The organism is Prescottella equi (assembly GCF_002094305.1).
Classification (GTDB): domain Bacteria; phylum Actinomycetota; class Actinomycetes; order Mycobacteriales; family Mycobacteriaceae; genus Prescottella; species Prescottella equi.
Genome location: NZ_LWTX01000002.1, coordinates 512,013 through 528,024 on the forward strand (window position 1 = coordinate 512,013; position 16,012 = coordinate 528,024).

Consider the following 16,012-nt stretch of genomic DNA (forward strand, 5'->3'; position numbering starts at 1 on the left):
TTGTGACAACGGACACAGTGCTTCTCAGGCGCTTCCATCTTCTTGACCTCGAGTGTGCTCGAGCTTCTACCTTCGGGTCCATGACAACCCGAACCGACGGCTCCGGCACCTGGCGTCAGCTTCTGAGCGGGCGACATCTCGGGGTCGCCGCCGTGCTGGCCGGCGGAGTGGCGCTGTACGCGATCAACGTCTATCTCACGAGCAGTCTGCTGCCCACCGCGATCGACGACATCGGCGGACTTCGCTACTACGCCTGGACGTCGACCGTGTTCCTCATCGCGTCGGTGCTCTCGTCGATGATCGTCAGCCGGACGCTCGCCGCCCGCGGCCCGCGCGGCGCCTTTCTGATCGGCCTCGCGCTCTTCGCGTTCGGAACCGGGGTGTGCGCGCTGAGCCCGACCATGGAACTGCTCCTGGCCGGACGCGCCGTGCAGGGTTTCGGCGGCGGCCTGCTCGCCGGCCTCGGATACGCGGTGATCAACTCCGCGCTGCCCCGGCATCTGTGGACCCGCGCCAGCGCACTGGTCTCCACCATGTGGGGTGTCGGCACCCTGGTGGGCCCTGCCGTCGGCGGGGCGTTCGCCCAGTTCGGCGCGTGGCGGTGGGCGTTCGGTGCGCTGATCGTGTGCACCGCGGCAGTCGCTGCCCTCGTTCCGGTAGTCCTGCCGCCGCACACCCGTGCGGACGACCGCGTCGTCGCCCCCGTGCCGGTCGTCCCGCTGGCGCTGCTCACCGCCGCGACGCTGCTGGTGAGCGTCGCCGGGCTCCTCTCCCACGCGGCGATCGCGGCCGCCGCCGTCGCCGGCGCGGTGGGCCTGGTCGTGTGGTTCGTCGCGGCCGACCGGCGCAGCCCGCACGGGGTGCTGCCACCGTCGACGTTCTCCGGGTCGTCCCTGAAATGGGTGTACCTGACCATCGGGGTCCTCGCGATGGCATCGACGGTCGAGACGTTCGTCCCGCTGTTCGGGCAGCAGCTGGCCGGGTTGACGCCCCTCGTCGCCGGATTTCTCGGTGCCGCACTGGCACTCGGCTGGACGGTCGGCGAGATCCCGAGCGCGTCGGCGGCAGCTCCGAACGCGGTCCGCCGCATCGTGCGGTGCGGCCCGCTCCTGGTCGCGGCCGGGCTCGCGATCATGGCAGTGGTCCTCGCCGGACAGGCCGGGAGCGACCGCGTCGCGCTCTGGGCGACCGGGCTGATCGTCGCCGGCGCGGGCATCGGCATCGCGTGGCCGCATCTGGCGGTCGGGGCCATGAACGCCGTGGCCGAACCGGCCGAGGGCGCCCGCGCGTCCGCCGCGATCAACACCGTGCAGCTGATCGCCAACGCGTTCGGCACCGCGCTGGCGGGCGTGCTGGTGAACCTCGGCGGACAGTCCGAGATGCGTTCGGCGCAACTGCTGCTGTTCGGCTTCGCCGCACTTGCATTCGTCGGCGTGTGGACCGCGTGGCGCGCCACCCCGGTGCGCGGGCGCCCGAAGACCGCGGTCCGGCGCGACGTGGACGCGATCGCCGGCTAGTTCAGCCGCGGGCGCGGGCCGCGAACACCCGCTCCCAGAGGTGCCGATCGGTGCGCGGACCCCCGCGGGTATCAGCGCCGTAGCGGGCGATCTCGGCATCGATGTCGAGCGGACGCGTCGGCGGCTGTGCGGGCACAAGTTCGTCGATCGCGAGCGCGTCCGGCACCAGCCAGCACACCTCGAACTCGATGCCGTCCGGGTCGGCCGCGTACAACGCCTTGGTGGAGCAGTGGTTGCTGGCCCCCGTCAGCGCGCCCGCCGCGAGCAGACGCTCACGCATCTGCGCCAGGGCGGCGAGCGTGTCGACCTCCCAGGCCAGGTGGTACAGCCCGACGTTGCCCGGCGTCACGCGGCTCACCGGGGCGGGGCTCTGGAACAGGCCCAGGTCGTGGTCGTTCGCCGAGTCCGGCGCCTGCAGGAACGCCGCACCGGGGAACCCGCCCGGCAGTGCCTTGAACCCGAGCACATCCTGGTAGAAGGCCAGGCTGCGCTGCAGGTCCGACACGAACAGGACGGCGTGGTTGAGTCGCTCGATCGCCAACGCGGTCAGCCTCCGAAGTCGTAGGTGACGCCGGTGAGTTGCTCCGACGCCGACCACAATTGTCGCGCAACGCTCCGGTCGTGCGACTTCCGGTTCGACGAAACCACTTTCGGGTAGCCCCGCGTCTCGAACATCGACGACGGACCGAGGTAGCTGCCGCCGATCGCGTCGGGCACGGTCGCGGCGTACAGCATCGGCAGCGCGCCCATCTTCGCCGACTGCGCGATGAACGGATTGGCCAGCGCCATGACCCTGCTGGAGATCGACTCGGTGTGCGATTGCAGGTTCGTCGCGGCGTAACCGGGATGCGACGCCAACGCGCGTACCTGAGAACCCGACGCGGACAGCTTGCGCTGCAACTCGTATGTGAACAGCAGGTTCGCGAGCTTGGACTGCACGTAGGCCGGCCAGCGCCGGTACGTTCGGCGTTCCCAGTTCAGGTCGTCGAGGTCGATACTGCCGATCTTGTGCATGGTGCTCGACATCGTCACGACACGATCGGTGACCTTGCCCAGCAGCAGGCCGGTGAGCGCGAAATGCCCCAGATGGTTGGTGCCGAACTGCATCTCGAACCCGTCGGCCGTGCGACCGAGCGGCACCGCCATCACGCCCGCGTTGTTGACGAGCACGTCGACCGCATCGACCGAGTCCGCGAACTCCCGCACGGACGCCAGGTCGGCGAGGTCGAGGCGGCGCACCTCCGCCCGCTCCCCCAACGGCGCCGCGACGGCCTTGCCCTTGTCGACGTTGCGGCAGGCCAGGATCACGTGCGCGCCGGCCTTCACGAGCGCCTTCGCCGCCTCGGCCCCCAGCCCACTGTTCGCACCCGTCACGACGAACGTCCGGCCGCTCTGATCGACGATGTCCCCTGCATCCCATGTGGTCATGGCCACAGACTACGGAAACCTGGTCGGCGGAAGTGTCGATGCGCGCAAGACGTCTTCACCACGCGTTCAACGCGTTCAGGATCTGTGGTCGCGCCTGCCACAGCTCGCCCGACCAGTACGGCCACGCATGGGTACCGGTGCCGCGGAACTGAAAGTTCGCGGGAATGCCCAGGGTGTGCAGACGAAACTCGAATGCCCGCGTGGTGACCATGGACAGGAACTCGAGGCCCATCGCCATCGTCGTGTTCCAGTAGCCGACCGGGTCGGTGGGCCGGTCGTACACGCCCGGTATCCCGTTGCCGGCGGACACGTACATCGACAGGCCCTGCAGTTGCGGCGCCGAGACGAACGGATCGTTGCGCATCCACGCCGGATCCCACGGGAAGCCCCACATCGAGTCGGCGTTGTAGCGGCCCGCGTCGTACATCGCAATCCGAATCGCCTCGCGCATGCCCGGCGCCGTCGTATTCAGATAGCCCGACAGCGAACCGGCGAATCGGAACTGGTCACGATGGTAGGCGGCGAGCGTCATTGCGGCCGTTCCCCCCATCGACAACCCGACGACTCCGGTATTCGTGCGGTCCACACCGAAATTGGCCAGATAGTCGGGCAGTTCGCGAGTAAGAAACGTCTCCCATTTGTAGGTGATCGGCTGAGCATTGAAATTGCTGGGGTTGTACCAGTCCGAATAGAAGCTGGCTTCGCCGCCCACGGGCATGACGAGAGTGACGTTGTCCAGCGCGAACTGCTCCATCGCATTGGTCTCGAAGCTCCACGCGTTGCGGTCGTTGCGTGCCCGCATGCCGTCGAGTAGATACAGCGAGGCGTTGCCGCCGCGCGCGGCCCACTGGACCTGAACCTTGATGTCCCCCATCGACGAGGGGACCCACAGCTCCTGATAGCCACCTCGCGGTACCTGGCGGGCGGTCCCTGCGGAAGCCCCGGGCGCAGCCGCCAACACGCAGCCCGCGCACGTGATCAACGCGACGAGAACCGCCATCAGTCGATGCCGCCATGCCGTCGCCCAATTTCCGGAGTAGTACATCGAACCGCTTCCTGCCACCTGCCGTCGACCTCGACGAACAACGAACACAACCCTCTGTTGATCAGCTGCACACGAGCAGTCGTTAGCAGAACGAAATGTGGCAAAACTCTCTCTCGGACAATTCTTGAGAGTTCTCTGAGAGTTTCGGATGGTTCACAGATTTCGTGGTAGTCGATTTCCGGAACCACGATATGCGGCGCGATCAGCAGAAATGGCGACCCCGTCCGGTCGGCGGCCCGCGCACCGCGACGAAGAATCGCGGCCACGCGCGTCGTGGGTGGCCGCCTCGCCCCGCGAAACGGACCGCGCGGGTTGTTGACCAAGGACGCCGGCAGCGCAGCCCGGCGACGCGCCGAAGAGAAGGGCAGCGCCACCACCCACCCCTCGAGAGTGGCGGACGCCGCAACTTACCGAAGGGTAAGGTAAGAAGGTGCGCACGTCAACGCCCTGCGCACGACCCGTCGCGAGCCGGGGCCGGTACCGTCGACACGTGCCCGCCGCTCCCCTGCCCGTCCGCGACGGACTGAATCCCACCCGACTGCGCCTACCCGACGACGGCGCGTGGCCCACCGCGCTCGGGTACCTACTGTCGCGGTTTCCCGGCGACGCGAAGAGGTTGCAGGAGAAGGTGGATGCGGGTGAGGTGGTCGACGAGCACGGCACGCCGATCGACGCCGTCACCGCGTACCGGCCCCGCGCGTTCCTCTACCTCTACCGCGACCCACCGGCCGAGAAGCGCGTCCCGTTCGAGGTGGACGTCCTGCACCGTGACCAGGACCTGCTCGTGGTCGACAAGCCGCACTTCCTCGCGAGCACCCCGCGCGGCGCGTACGTAGTCGAGTCGGCCCTGGTCCGGTTGCGCCGCGAACTCGATCTACCCGAACTGACCCCCGCGCACCGACTGGACCGGATCACCGCCGGGGTGCTGCTGTTCACGGTGCGCCGCGAGGCACGGCGCGCGTACCAGTCACTCTTCGACGAACGCCGGGCGACAAAGGTGTACGAGGCGCTCGCACGGCACGATCCGTCCCTGCACCTGCCGGTCACGGTACGGAGCCGAATCATCAAGGAGCGCGGCGTACTACAGGCGCGCGAGGTGGACGGCGAGCCGAATGCGGAGAGTCGCATCGAACTGCTCGACGTCCGCGACGGCGTGGGCCACTACCGGCTGCTGCCACGCACCGGCAAGACCCATCAGTTGCGCCTGCACATGTGCTCGCTCGGCGTCCCGATCATCGGCGACAACTTCTATCCGCGCTTCTACGACGTGGCCTCCGACGACTATTCCGACCCGTTGCGCCTGCTCGCACGCAGTCTCGAGTTCGACGATCCCTACACCGGCGTCCGCCGCCGCTTCGAGAGCCGGCGCACGCTCACCGTTTGACGTTCCGGTCCGGGATTTCCCATTGCCCGGGCGAATCAGACCACTCGAAACCAAGCAAGTGCTAGGTTGCCTGACATCTCGCAAGGAACGACGCCAGCAGGGAGCACACCAGTGAGCACCACATCCTCGAGTTCGACGACGACCACCGCCCTCGTCACGGGCGGCACCGGCGGGATCGGCGCCGCGATCGTCCGCCGACTCGCAGCCGAGGGACACAACGTCGTCCTGACCTACCGATCCAACGCCGACGCCGCCGCCAAGTTGGTCACCGAGGTCGAGGAACTCGGCGTCCGTGCCGCAGCGCACTCGGTCGACCTCACCGACGCCCGGCAGCTGGGCGACCTCGTCGCCGCGATCACCGCAGACTTCGGCGACCTGTCGATCCTGGTCCATGCGGCCGGCCCGCACGTGCCGATGGTGCACCTGTCGAAGGTCGAGCCGTCCACGTACGCTGCGCATCTCACCGACGAGGCGACCGCGTTCTTCACCGTCGTGCAGGCCTGCCTGCCGGCGCTGCGCGAGGCGTCGGGCTCGGTTGTCGCCGTCACCACCGCCGCCACCGACCGCTACCCCGTTCGGGACGGGCTGTCGGCGGGAACCAAGGGCGCCGTCGAGGCGCTGGTGCGCGGCTTCGCCGCCGAGGAGGGGCGCTTCGGCGTCCGCTTCAACGCGGTCGGCCCGGGCATGCTCACCGACGGCATGGCCGAACGGCTCATCAGCTCCCAGAGCCTGGACCAGCGGGCACTCGACGTCACGATGAGCCGGATCCCACTGCAGAAGTTCGGGACCGCGGTCGACATCGCCGAAGCCGTCTGTTTCCTCGCGAGCCCCAAGGCCGGTTTCGTGACGGGCCAGAAGCTCAACGTCGACGGCGGCTACACCGTCTGAGCCGTCCCCGACCGGCTCGGGATCACGGCAGCAGCAACCGCGCCGAGATCTCGAGCCTGTCGGCGATGTGCCCGTACGAGTCGTACCCCATCCCGGCCCGCAGCAACGCGCCCGCGTACAGCATTTCGAGCGCCTCGAGGAGGTCGTCGTCGGGTTCGTCGCCCATCGCGTGGAGCAGTCGCTTACGGATCTCGAGTCCGATGCGCGCCCGCAGGTGCACGACGTCGGGGTCGCGGCCCAACAGCGCGGTCGTGACGGCGGCCGCGAGTTCGGGCTCGTCGGAGACCAGCAGTGCGACGCTGCGCAGCACCTCGACGATGCGGGTGGTCCGGTCGTCGGAGACCGGCTCGTCGGCCGGCATCGCCGCCAGCCGGCGCCAGAACACCTCCGCGACCAGGTGTTCCTTCGACGAGAAGTAGGTGTAGGCCGTGGCCGGCGCCACCCCGGCCTGCTTCGCCACCAAACGAACGGTCAATCCGGCGAACCCGTTCTCGCGTAACACCTCCACGGCGCAGCGAGTCAGCCGAGACACCGTCTCGGCCTGCTTGGTCGTCAGCCGACGACGGGTCGATTCGAAATCGCCAGACACATGTCCGGAGGCTACGCGAGCCGCCCACCTCGTGCCACGACGGCCCCCGCCCGGCGCCCCGAGTACACGCAGTCGGCGATGGACAGGCCGCTGACGTAGGACTGCGAGCACACCCCGACCGCGGTGCGTCCGGCCGCGTACAGACCGGGGATCGGAGCGCCGTCCGCCCCGGTCACCGCCCCGGTCCACTCGTCGACCGTCAGGCCACCGAGCGTGAGCACCGGGCACGGGAACCCGGCCTGCACCCGGATCGAGCAGTCGAACGCGTAGAACGGGCCGTCGACCAGTGGCGTGACGTGAGCGGGATCCTTGCCCATCGCATCGGGCACCCCGGCCCGACGGTCCGCGTTGTACCGCTCGAGCGTCCGCGCCAAGCCCGCCGGATCGATGCCGGTACGGCGGGCGAGCTCCTCGGCAGTCGCACCCTTCTTGTGGCCCACGGTGTACAGGTACGTCGTCTGCAGACGCTGGAACCACAGCGTCTGTTCGGGGACCTGACGTTTCGCGTCGGCGAGGACGCGCGAGTCGACGACGAGATACGCGGCGACATCGGTCTGCTCGGCGATGTGCTCGCCGATCTTCGCGCCGTAGAACAGTTCGTTGCAGATGCGCTCGCCCTCCTTGTTGACGAGCACGCCCTCGGTCATCGCGATCGGCGGATTGAAGAAGCGCCACGCCGACACCCGTTCCATGCGATCGGTGGCACCGCCGGCGGACTGCCCCAACCGGATACCGCTGCCGTCGTCGCCGATCGTGCCCAGCCCGGTCCCGCCGAGATAGCGCGGCGCGTACTCGCCGAGCATCTCCCGATCGAAGACGAATCCCCCGGCGGCGAGGATGACACCCTTGCGCGCCCGGTACCGGCGCACCACCGAGTGCCCGTCCTCGATCCGACGGATGGGGCCGTCCATCAGGCGACCGACCGGGCGGTAGTAGAGGTTCCACTTGCGGTTGAGCGACCCGAGCACGCGGTGCAGGACGCGGCGCCCCCGGGCCCGCGGATCCACCTCGCGGCACTCGACGCCGATCACCGTCCCGGCGTCGTCGGTGATCAGCGACGTCACCGTGGTCTGGCAGCGGACGTCGATACCCCAGCGCTTGCGGGCCGACTTCGCCATCGCCGAGAAGAACACCTTGCCCGACGTGCCCTTGCCCTTGGTCCGGTGACCGCGCGGGGCCGGGGTCGCCGCGTCCTTGTACGGCGGCGCCAGTTCGTTGCCCGAGTAGTACAGGTAGTACTCGTTGGTGGGATACGACGTCTTCCGTGGCGCCATGCTGCCCTCGAACGGCACTCCCAGGCGCTCGAGCCACTGCAGGTTCTCGACACTGCGCTCACAGAAGTCTTCGAGCAGTTCGTCGGAGACCACGCCTGCCGTCTCGAGCTTCAGGTAGTCGAACATCGCCGACGGGGTGTCGTCGAAGCCGGCCTCCTTCTGCTGCGCAGTTCCACCGCCCGCGTAGTAGATGCCGCCGCTGATCGCGGTCGCCCCACCGCCCTGGAACCTCTCCACCACCAACACATCGGCACCCAGGTCGGCGGCCTCGATGGCGGCGCTGGCACCGGCCGCGCCGAAGCCGACCACCACGACGTCCGCCTCGCCGTCCCACTTCTCGGATCCAGCGTACGACTGCATGTTTCGCCTCCCACTGATTCTGCGACCCGGGGTTCACACCCACGCGTCGTGGATGTCCCGGCCTAGTTCGTTGCGCCCGAACAACACCAGCGGCTGGTACGGGTCGTTGATCACGTGAGCCCGTCCTGCATGGGCATCGCGCCAGAAACGCTGGATCGGGGCATCGGTACGCAGGGCACCCCCACCGGCGTGGTCGAAAAGACGATCGATCGCGCCGACGGCCATGCTCGACGCACTCACCTGGTCGCGGCGGGCCTTGACCCGCAACGACACCGGAATGCGGACGTCGGCGTGCGCGAAGTCCAGCATCTCGGAGAAGTTGCGCTCCAACTGCATCCAGGCCAGTTCGATGTCGCGCGCCGACTCGGCCAGCGCGGCCTGCATGAACTGATCGTCCGTGAACCGCAACGGACTCACCGCGGCGGTTCGGCCGGTCTGGTACGCGGTGAACGCGGAGTAGGCTCCGTCGGCCATCCCGACGATCGGCGCAGTGATCGTCGTCGAGAAGACCGCGGAGAACGGCAGGCGGTAGAGCGGCGCCGTGTTGACCGCCTGACCGGGACCGGCGCACTGCACCGTGGACGTGAAACTCAACGTCCGGTAGTCCGGAACGAAGACGTCCTCGACCACGAGGTCGTTGCTGCCGGTGCCGCGCAATCCCACGGTGTGCCAGACGTCGTCGATGCGATAGTCCCGGGCCGGGATCAGAAAGGTACGGAAATCGATGGGGTCGCCGGCGTCGTCGACGACCAGACCGCCGACGAGCACCCAGTCGGCGTGGGCCGATCCGGACGAGTAACTCCACCGGCCCGAGAAGAAGAATCCGCCGTCGGACGCGATCGCCCGCCCCATCGGCGCGTATGCCGACGACATCAGTGTGTCCGGATTCGCTCCCCACACGTCTCGCTGGGCCCGCACGTCGAACAGCGCCAACTGCCAGGGATGCACGCCGACGACCGACGCCACCCACCCCGTCGATCCGCACGCGCCGGCGAGAGATCGCACCGCGGCGTAGTAGTCGCGGGGATCCGCCTCGAATCCGCCGAACGCGTGGGGTTGGAGCAGACGGAAATAGCCGATCTCGGTGAGCCTGGCGATCACTTCCGTGGAGATCTGCCGGTCCCGCTCGACCTGGCCGGCGCGGTCGCGCAGCATCGGCAACAGGTCCCTGATGTCGTCGAAGACGTCGACGACCTGCCGATCACCCATCGCACCCCTGTCCGCGCCGAGGGCACCCTCCACGGCCGCATCCGAACCGACCGAACACTCGGGCGATCACCTCCATCGGGGTGAGGGTAGAACAGGGTGCAGAGTTTGTCGACGATCTACGGTGAACACGGAGGCCAGGACGCCGAAAAGACCGGGCGCCGAAACTGGAATCTGTTCCAGTTCTGGAGGCGGGGGGGGGGATCGCCGAGCGAGCGTCAGGCGTAGTCGGCGAGCACCAGACGAATTACGTCCTCGACGTTTCGCACGGCCTGCGCGTAGCTGATGCGGCCCGCCGTCCAGAAGGACAGCGCCGCGAGCATCGTCCCGTCGACGGCCAGGATCGCAACCCGGGACACGTGGTCGGGAACCCCGTCCATGAGGGCGAATGTCGCGGCGTGGTTCACGTGCGCGCGCCGCTGCATCGACTGCCGGACGTAGGGGTCGGACGACGCCGTCAACTCCAGGTCGAGCCGAGCAAAGTTCGGGCCCCTCTGAAATGCCCTCAACTGGCGGCGGTACAGCGCGAGCACCCTTTCACACACACTGCGATCGTCGGACTCGCCGGAGGCATCCGCCCGGGCGCGTTCGACCTCGAGCTTGCGGGACAGCCTGTCGTTCCAGGCCTCCATCGAGGCCGCCATCAGGTGTTCCTTCGTGGGGAAATAGCGATACAGCGTCCCCAGCGCGACGCCGGACCGCTCGGACACCTCCCGCATCTGGATCCGGTCGGGCTCCGTCTCCTGCAGGAGGTCGATCACCGCCTCGGTGAGGGCCGCCCGCCGCCCCCGCTGGCGCGCCGTCATCCCCTCCGTCGACATCGGAGCGCCACAGTCACCTCGCACCGCGCCACGATAACGCAGCCATCCGAAGTATTTGAAACATCGTTCTCACTTCTCGTGAAAGACGTACCATCGAAATATCTTTCGGAGCCACCCCGTACTCACGGGTAGCGCTCCACGGTGGGGGTCAATCGCCCCGCTCGGCTTGTTGCACAGCCCCGCGGTGGGTATAACGAATGGACCGGTAGGCGATCGCGCCGGGGATTGGAGGAGCCGTGACCGTCATCGACGACGAAGTGAGGGCCGCGGTCGCGGACGTCCCCCCGACGATGGCCGAGCGGATCACGCTGATCCTCGACCAGTTCGACGGCGCCGGCACCCGGCTCACCGCGGAGGACCTCGTCCAGCTCACGAGCATCCCGCGATCGACCACCCACCGCATCCTCGACCAGTTGACACAGTTGAACTGGCTGAGGCACAACCGGACGGGTTACCGCCTGGGGTGGCGGGCGATCGCCCTGGGACGCAGCAACGAGCGCGACGAACTGCGCGCTGCAGCCGCCCCGCATCTGCATCAGTTGCACCTTCACACCCGCATGATCACGCACCTGTCGGTTCTCGACGGCCGCGACGTCGTGTGGCTGGACAAACTCGGCGGCCGCTGCGCCGACACGATCGCCACGCGGGTCGGCGGGCGCAGCCGGGCCGACCTCACCAGCGAGGGCAGGGCAATGTTGTCCCTGTTGCCCCCGGAACACGTCGACGTGCTGTACGGCGACATCCTCTCGACGGAGTCTCTTCGCGAACTGCACGGACGCATCGGCGTCATCCGCACCCGCTACGGCCGCACGTGGGAGACCGACGCGCAAGGGGTGTCGTCGGTGAGCGCCGCCCTGCTCACCGGCGAATCCGATCATGTTCAGCTCAGCTGCATCTCACTGCGCGGGCGGGTCCATCAGAATCAACTGCAGGGCGCGATTCCGCTGCTCGCGGCGACGGTCCGACGGGTGGCCGAGCGGATCGCGGAAGACTGACGGGCAGACCCGTTCACCCGGGGACCTCCGTCGGGGACGAGACGGGCCCGGAAAGCACGAAGTCCCTGGCACCCGAAGGTGACCAGGGACTGGATCGCACTGCATTGTCGACAACACTGGATTGTCGCCAATACAGAAAGCGACCCTGACGGGACTCGAACCCGCGACCTCCGCCGTGACAGGGCGGCGCGCTAACCAACTGCGCCACAGGGCCTTGCTGTGCTCCTCGCGGAGCGGTACTGCATTTTCACCGAAGTCCGAGGACCTCACGTGGTGGCCAGAGCCGGGATCGAACCGGCGACCTTCCGCTTTTCAGGCGGACGCTCGTACCAACTGAGCTACCTGGCCGTACGGCACCCGAACCGAATGCCTATCGCGCTCCATCGTTTCCGATGGAACAAGCGACCCTGACGGGACTCGAACCCGCGACCTCCGCCGTGACAGGGCGGCGCGCTAACCAACTGCGCCACAGGGCCTTGCTGTTACTGCTATTCAACTGTACTTCCCCAGCTGATGGGTGAAGCGTACCCCCTACGGGATTCGAACCCGCGCTACCGCCTTGAAAGGGCGGCGTCCTAGGCCGCTAGACGAAGGGGGCCCGCCGGATTGCTCCGACCAGTACCTCCAACGGCGTTCCGTTGGGAGCTTGGATAGCTTAGGGCACCGATTTCGCAATCCACAAATCGCCTGATCAAACCGCGCAAACGCCAGGTTGTCACGCCTCCGTGGACACGGGGACCTCGGCCGGCCACCCGTTGGCCCGCCAGTTCGCGAGCCACTCGTCCGACGCCATCCCCGCCAGCACCACCTCGAGCGATTCCTCGAAGCGGGCACGCAGGTCCACCTCGCTCGCGGTCAGATCCGACATGTAGCGCTGCCCGGCGAGGCTGGCCGCGAGCACGCGGGTGAACTTGTCGGTGTCGACCCCGTCCCGGACCAACCCCTCACGCTGCGCCCGTGCGATCAGGTCGCGAGCCGAGGACCCCCACACCCGTGCGCCACCGTTCTGCACGTCCGCATAGAACTCCGGCTCGATGATCAATCGGAACTCGGCCCGCACGATGGGGTCCGTCAGGAACATCTGCGCCACCTGGTCGATGAGCCCGTGCAGGATCTCGAACGGATCGAGGTCGGTGCGGGACGTCCACCGATCGGTGGTCTCCTTGAATTTCTCGAGCGCGGCAGCGAGAACCGCGCGCCCGAGCTCCTCCTTCGATTCGAAGTGGAAGTACATCGCACCCTTGGTCGCGTTGGATCCTTCCAGGATCGCGTTGACCGAAGCTGCCGCGTAACCGCGCTTCCCGAACTCGACTGCAGCCGCTTCCACGATCGCAGCGCGGGTCCGCCGCGCACGTTCCTGTTGACGTGCCATGCGCTACTCGCCTCCGAAAGCCGTAACGCTCGCCGGCCTGCCGACGAGCTGCCACCCGCCCGAAAACCAGACTAGTCCGCTTGTCGGTGGGGCCGAAACCGTAAACCCTGAACAGGCGGTTTGCGCTCTTCGTCCATAAACACACCAAGTGGTATCCTTTTTCCGGCTCGGGTGTGCCGCAGGGGGTGCGCACCCGAGCCTTCAACTACAGCCACCCCCGGCGTTTGAAGCTCGCCCACAGTCCGGTGGCCAAACCCAGCAGGAGCACCGTGCTGAGCCAGAAGCCCAGCGGCTCGGAGTAGCCGGGAAACGGAATGTTCTGGCCGAAGTAGCCGGTCACCCCGGTGGGAATCGCGATGATCGCCGCCCACGCGGTGAGCTTCTTCATGATCTCGTTCAGCGCGTTGCCCTGCATCGCCAGACTCGTCGAGAGAATCGACTCGATCGTGTCCCGCAGCCCGTCGATCCGCTCCGTCGCCCGCAGCGCGTGGTCGTAGACGTCCTGGTAGTACGGCACGATCTCGGCAGACGACGCATGTACGCCGGCGCGCAACAACGCACTCAGCGCCTGGTTCATCGGCAACACGACCCGCGACATCGCCACCACGTCCTTGCGCAGCGAGAAGCTCTGCAGCTGGATCGACCTGACGGACTCCGACCCGTCCAGCAACTCGTCCTCGACTGCCTGGATCCGTTCGTCGACGTCGTCCAACGCGTCGAAGTAGCCGTCGACCAACTGGTCGAGCAGCGCGTGGACGAGGAATCCGACGCCGTGCTCACTGAGCGAACCCAAGTCGTCCCAGGCGTCGAGCAGGGGGTCCGCGGGAAACCCGTCGTCGGAGCGGATCGTGATCAGCGCCCGGGCGAGGATGAACGCCGCGACCCGCGTCGAGCCCAGTTCGCCGGAATCCGGATCGACACGGAGCGCGCGGGCATGCAACAAACTGTGATCGCGATAGCGCACCAGGCGGGGTCGCTGACTACCCGACGCGGCGTTCTCGAGAGCGAGGGGATGCAGTTCGATCTCGCCGCCGACCAACGGCGCCAGCGCAACCAGATCCGCCAGGGTCGGCGCCGAGAGATCCACCCAGATCACGGTGTCCGAGTCGGCACGGTGGACCGCAACTTCCTCCAGCGGTATGTCGGACGCGATCAGTACACCGCCCCGATACACCCGGCTTCGGTGCTTGCAGGTCACCTGCAGATCCTGCGCCACTCCCGCGATCTCGCGCGCCGCCTCGTCCGTCGTCTCGTCCACACCTTCGATCCTCGCCCACGTCCACGTCGAGCGCGCGCCCCCTCATCACCGAACGTTCTCCCCGGATACCGTTCACACGTTTGTTCAGTGCCCCACGGTTCATTCCGGCCGAACGAACCTTCACGAGAAAAATTGAATGGAAACTGTTTACCCTCTCGCTCGCGCCAGGGAGCGTCTTCGGTTCCGAATCGTGATCGGGTAGCCCGACCACATGTGCGGGCGGCCCTCTCGCATTTTCCGTGCCCGATTTCCCGTTGCGCCGCAGGGCTGTGAACAGGTGGCAACTCATGCGAACGATCCGTGCGAACCCACTCGAGCAGGTTCGCACGGATCGTTCCCGCCCGTCGGCGGGTCAGCACGTTTCGATCCGTCCAGACTGCGGAATCGCGTTGTGCTGGAAGAGTTCCCCCTACACCGGCGGAGTCGCCGTGCTGCCACCGAAGGTGCTGCCGCTGATGTTGCTGCCACTGTTCGCAGACCCGAACGTCACGTCGGAACTGAAGGCATTTCCATTGAACAGATTGAAGATCAGATCGAAGATGCTGCCCATTCGAGCCTCCTGATTTTGAATTCCGTGAATGATGCCGACGTCACAGTAACAGCGGAACAGACCTGTCGTTGCGTTCTTCAATAACGGATCGATAAATGCATCAACCGCCACTCTAGAACTCAGGAATCAACTGTTTCAACAATACCTGCAAAATGGACTTTCTCACCATTGCGGATATACGTCCGGATCCCCTCCCGGCCTCGAGCACGAAGGGGCGCGACGGCGGCTCGCGGCGGGGCGTCGAGCGAGCCCGACACTGGAGGAAACGCGTCAGCGGCCCGCTCCGAAGTTGGAACGGGCCGCTGAACGGCGGCGGAGTGAACCGCCTGCACGTGCCCCCAGTAGGGCTCGAACCACGACCACCCCTCCGACCGGAGCGGCAGGAACGCCGGCGGGAAGCACCCGATTCCTCGGGATAGCCGCCAACGTCCCTAACGATGCCGGCGCGCGGGTGGTGGTTCCCAGCGAATGCGACCCGCCCCGGCGAACACATCCAATTCGAAGTCGGTCAGCCAAATCATAGGGAAGGCGATGCGGCGAGCCGGACTCCAGCGCACGGCGCACCGCCTCCGCCACTGGTACGGCACGACGCTCCTCGACGACGGAGCCGACCTCCGCGTCGTCCAGGAACTGCTGCGCCACGCCTCACTATCGACGACGCAGATCTACACGAAGGTTCCCGACGGCCGGCGGAGGACTGCGGTCAAGGCACTGGATCCGTGGAGGGCAATCGCGTAGTCCTACTGATGCCCCACCGAGGACCTGCTCCCGCGCCCGATCACCCGGATATCGGTGTGGTCATCGCGCCGTCTGGGGGTTCCTTTGTGTTCCGTCAGCCCTGACCTGCTTGAACGCGCGCCACGGTATACGACTTCTCATCACGGGTGAGCAGCGCGCTGATCCTGCGGAACTGGTCAATCAGGTGGGGGTCAGCGAGGGGGCGATTGTCGAACTCTGCGGATGAGACGTCGAGCCCGGCGACTTCGAGCAACGTCAGCGCCATCGCCGCGATCGGCTCGCTGGCCCCGCTCTTTCGAAAGCGGTACCAGCACGTTAGTCCGCACATTGCAACGAGGAGGACGTCGGCGGTCTCCTCGTCCCGGTGGATGTGCGCTGTTTCCCATGCGGCGATCCAATCGCCGAGAGTGTCGATCTCGACGCGTACTGGGTCAGCGCAGGCCAGACAGAGTGTGCGGCTGGCGGCGGGAAGAAGTTCGGTCTCGGCCGCGTCGGTCAGGCCGTCCAATTGAGTCAGGCAGCGAACTGCATGGGTTGCCAGGTTCCGGCGTTGTTCGACGGAGGCGTTGTCCGCCAACCGACGGATG

General features: G+C 67.2%; 16 protein-coding genes and 4 tRNA genes. 5 read left to right on the plus strand and 15 right to left on the minus strand.

Annotated features, from left to right (window positions below):
• Positions 1-80 precede the first annotated feature (80 nt).
• Positions 81-1,517 carry an MFS transporter gene (locus tag A6I89_RS08035; protein ID WP_022594265.1) on the plus strand — a complete coding sequence of 479 codons (1,437 nt, stop codon included), beginning with the start codon at positions 81-83 and terminating at the stop codon, positions 1,515-1,517.
• Position 1,518: 1 nt separating this feature from the next.
• Here A6I89_RS08035 and A6I89_RS08040 read toward each other — a convergent pair whose 3' ends face one another.
• Genes A6I89_RS08040 through A6I89_RS08050 form a run of 3 tightly spaced genes read right to left on the minus strand, consistent with a single transcriptional unit; the run spans position 1,519 to position 3,990 of the window.
• Positions 1,519-2,058, minus strand: a complete 540-nt coding sequence (locus tag A6I89_RS08040) for a VOC family protein (protein WP_005515213.1) — start codon at positions 2,056-2,058, stop codon at positions 1,519-1,521.
• Between the two features lie 5 nt (positions 2,059-2,063).
• Entirely contained in the window at positions 2,064-2,945 is an 882-nt protein-coding gene (locus tag A6I89_RS08045) for an oxidoreductase (protein ID WP_022594262.1), read from the minus strand.
• A gap of 55 nt (positions 2,946-3,000) precedes the next feature.
• Positions 3,001-3,990 (minus strand): alpha/beta hydrolase, encoded by a 990-nt coding sequence (locus A6I89_RS08050; RefSeq protein WP_022594260.1) that lies wholly within the window; start codon positions 3,988-3,990, stop codon positions 3,001-3,003.
• Between the two features lie 490 nt (positions 3,991-4,480).
• On the opposite strand from A6I89_RS08050, the gene A6I89_RS08055 reads away from it, so the two are divergent.
• Entirely contained in the window at positions 4,481-5,374 is an 894-nt protein-coding gene (locus A6I89_RS08055) for a pseudouridine synthase (protein ID WP_005515221.1), read from the plus strand.
• A 111-nt stretch (positions 5,375-5,485) separates the two neighbouring features.
• The gene (locus tag A6I89_RS08060) at positions 5,486-6,262 is read left to right on the plus strand and encodes an SDR family NAD(P)-dependent oxidoreductase (protein WP_022594258.1); all 777 of its coding nucleotides are present in this window, start codon (positions 5,486-5,488) and stop codon (positions 6,260-6,262) included.
• A 22-nt stretch (positions 6,263-6,284) separates the two neighbouring features.
• Here the strand turns inward: A6I89_RS08060 and A6I89_RS08065 are convergent, their stop codons facing one another.
• The 4 genes from A6I89_RS08065 to A6I89_RS08080 all read right to left on the minus strand — a co-directional run bounded on the left by A6I89_RS08065 (position 6,285) and on the right by A6I89_RS08080 (position 10,512).
• The gene (locus tag A6I89_RS08065; RefSeq protein ID WP_005515223.1) at positions 6,285-6,851 is read right to left on the minus strand and encodes a TetR/AcrR family transcriptional regulator; all 567 of its coding nucleotides are present in this window, start codon (positions 6,849-6,851) and stop codon (positions 6,285-6,287) included.
• A gap of 11 nt (positions 6,852-6,862) precedes the next feature.
• A complete protein-coding gene (locus A6I89_RS08070) occupies positions 6,863-8,485 on the minus strand; it encodes an FAD-binding protein (protein WP_022594257.1) in 1,623 nt (540 codons plus the stop codon).
• A gap of 33 nt (positions 8,486-8,518) precedes the next feature.
• On the minus strand, positions 8,519-9,694 hold the full coding sequence (gene hsaA / locus A6I89_RS08075) for a 3-hydroxy-9,10-secoandrosta-1,3,5(10)-triene-9,17-dione monooxygenase oxygenase subunit (RefSeq protein WP_013414977.1): 1,176 nt from the start codon (positions 9,692-9,694) through the stop codon (positions 8,519-8,521).
• Between the two features lie 215 nt (positions 9,695-9,909).
• The gene (locus A6I89_RS08080) at positions 9,910-10,512 is read right to left on the minus strand and encodes a TetR family transcriptional regulator (protein WP_013414976.1); all 603 of its coding nucleotides are present in this window, start codon (positions 10,510-10,512) and stop codon (positions 9,910-9,912) included.
• Positions 10,513-10,748: 236 nt separating this feature from the next.
• Between A6I89_RS08080 and A6I89_RS08085 the strand changes: the two genes are divergently transcribed.
• Positions 10,749-11,507 carry an IclR family transcriptional regulator gene (locus A6I89_RS08085; protein ID WP_005515229.1) on the plus strand — a complete coding sequence of 253 codons (759 nt, stop codon included), beginning with the start codon at positions 10,749-10,751 and terminating at the stop codon, positions 11,505-11,507.
• Positions 11,508-11,647: 140 nt separating this feature from the next.
• Here A6I89_RS08085 and A6I89_RS08090 read toward each other — a convergent pair.
• From A6I89_RS08090 to A6I89_RS24370, 7 genes are all read right to left on the minus strand, one after another.
• Positions 11,648-11,721, minus strand: a tRNA-Asp gene (locus A6I89_RS08090).
• A 57-nt stretch (positions 11,722-11,778) separates the two neighbouring features.
• Positions 11,779-11,855, minus strand: a tRNA-Phe gene (locus A6I89_RS08095).
• Between the two features lie 54 nt (positions 11,856-11,909).
• Positions 11,910-11,983, minus strand: a tRNA-Asp gene (locus A6I89_RS08100).
• A gap of 49 nt (positions 11,984-12,032) precedes the next feature.
• Positions 12,033-12,105, minus strand: a tRNA-Glu gene (locus tag A6I89_RS08105).
• A gap of 117 nt (positions 12,106-12,222) precedes the next feature.
• The gene (locus A6I89_RS08110; protein WP_013414975.1) at positions 12,223-12,879 is read right to left on the minus strand and encodes a TetR/AcrR family transcriptional regulator; all 657 of its coding nucleotides are present in this window, start codon (positions 12,877-12,879) and stop codon (positions 12,223-12,225) included.
• A 205-nt stretch (positions 12,880-13,084) separates the two neighbouring features.
• On the minus strand, positions 13,085-14,137 hold the full coding sequence (locus A6I89_RS08115) for a magnesium transporter CorA family protein (protein WP_022594254.1): 1,053 nt from the start codon (positions 14,135-14,137) through the stop codon (positions 13,085-13,087).
• A gap of 409 nt (positions 14,138-14,546) precedes the next feature.
• Positions 14,547-14,798 (minus strand): hypothetical protein, encoded by a 252-nt coding sequence (locus tag A6I89_RS24370; protein WP_139811867.1) that lies wholly within the window; start codon positions 14,796-14,798, stop codon positions 14,547-14,549.
• A 420-nt stretch (positions 14,799-15,218) separates the two neighbouring features.
• On the opposite strand from A6I89_RS24370, the gene A6I89_RS08120 reads away from it, so the two are divergent.
• The gene (locus tag A6I89_RS08120; protein ID WP_022594251.1) at positions 15,219-15,425 is read left to right on the plus strand and encodes a tyrosine-type recombinase/integrase; all 207 of its coding nucleotides are present in this window, start codon (positions 15,219-15,221) and stop codon (positions 15,423-15,425) included.
• Between the two features lie 94 nt (positions 15,426-15,519).
• Here the strand turns inward: A6I89_RS08120 and A6I89_RS08125 are convergent, their stop codons facing one another.
• Positions 15,520-16,002 (minus strand): hypothetical protein, encoded by a 483-nt coding sequence (locus A6I89_RS08125; protein ID WP_022594249.1) that lies wholly within the window; start codon positions 16,000-16,002, stop codon positions 15,520-15,522.
• Positions 16,003-16,012: the final 10 nt, after the last annotated feature.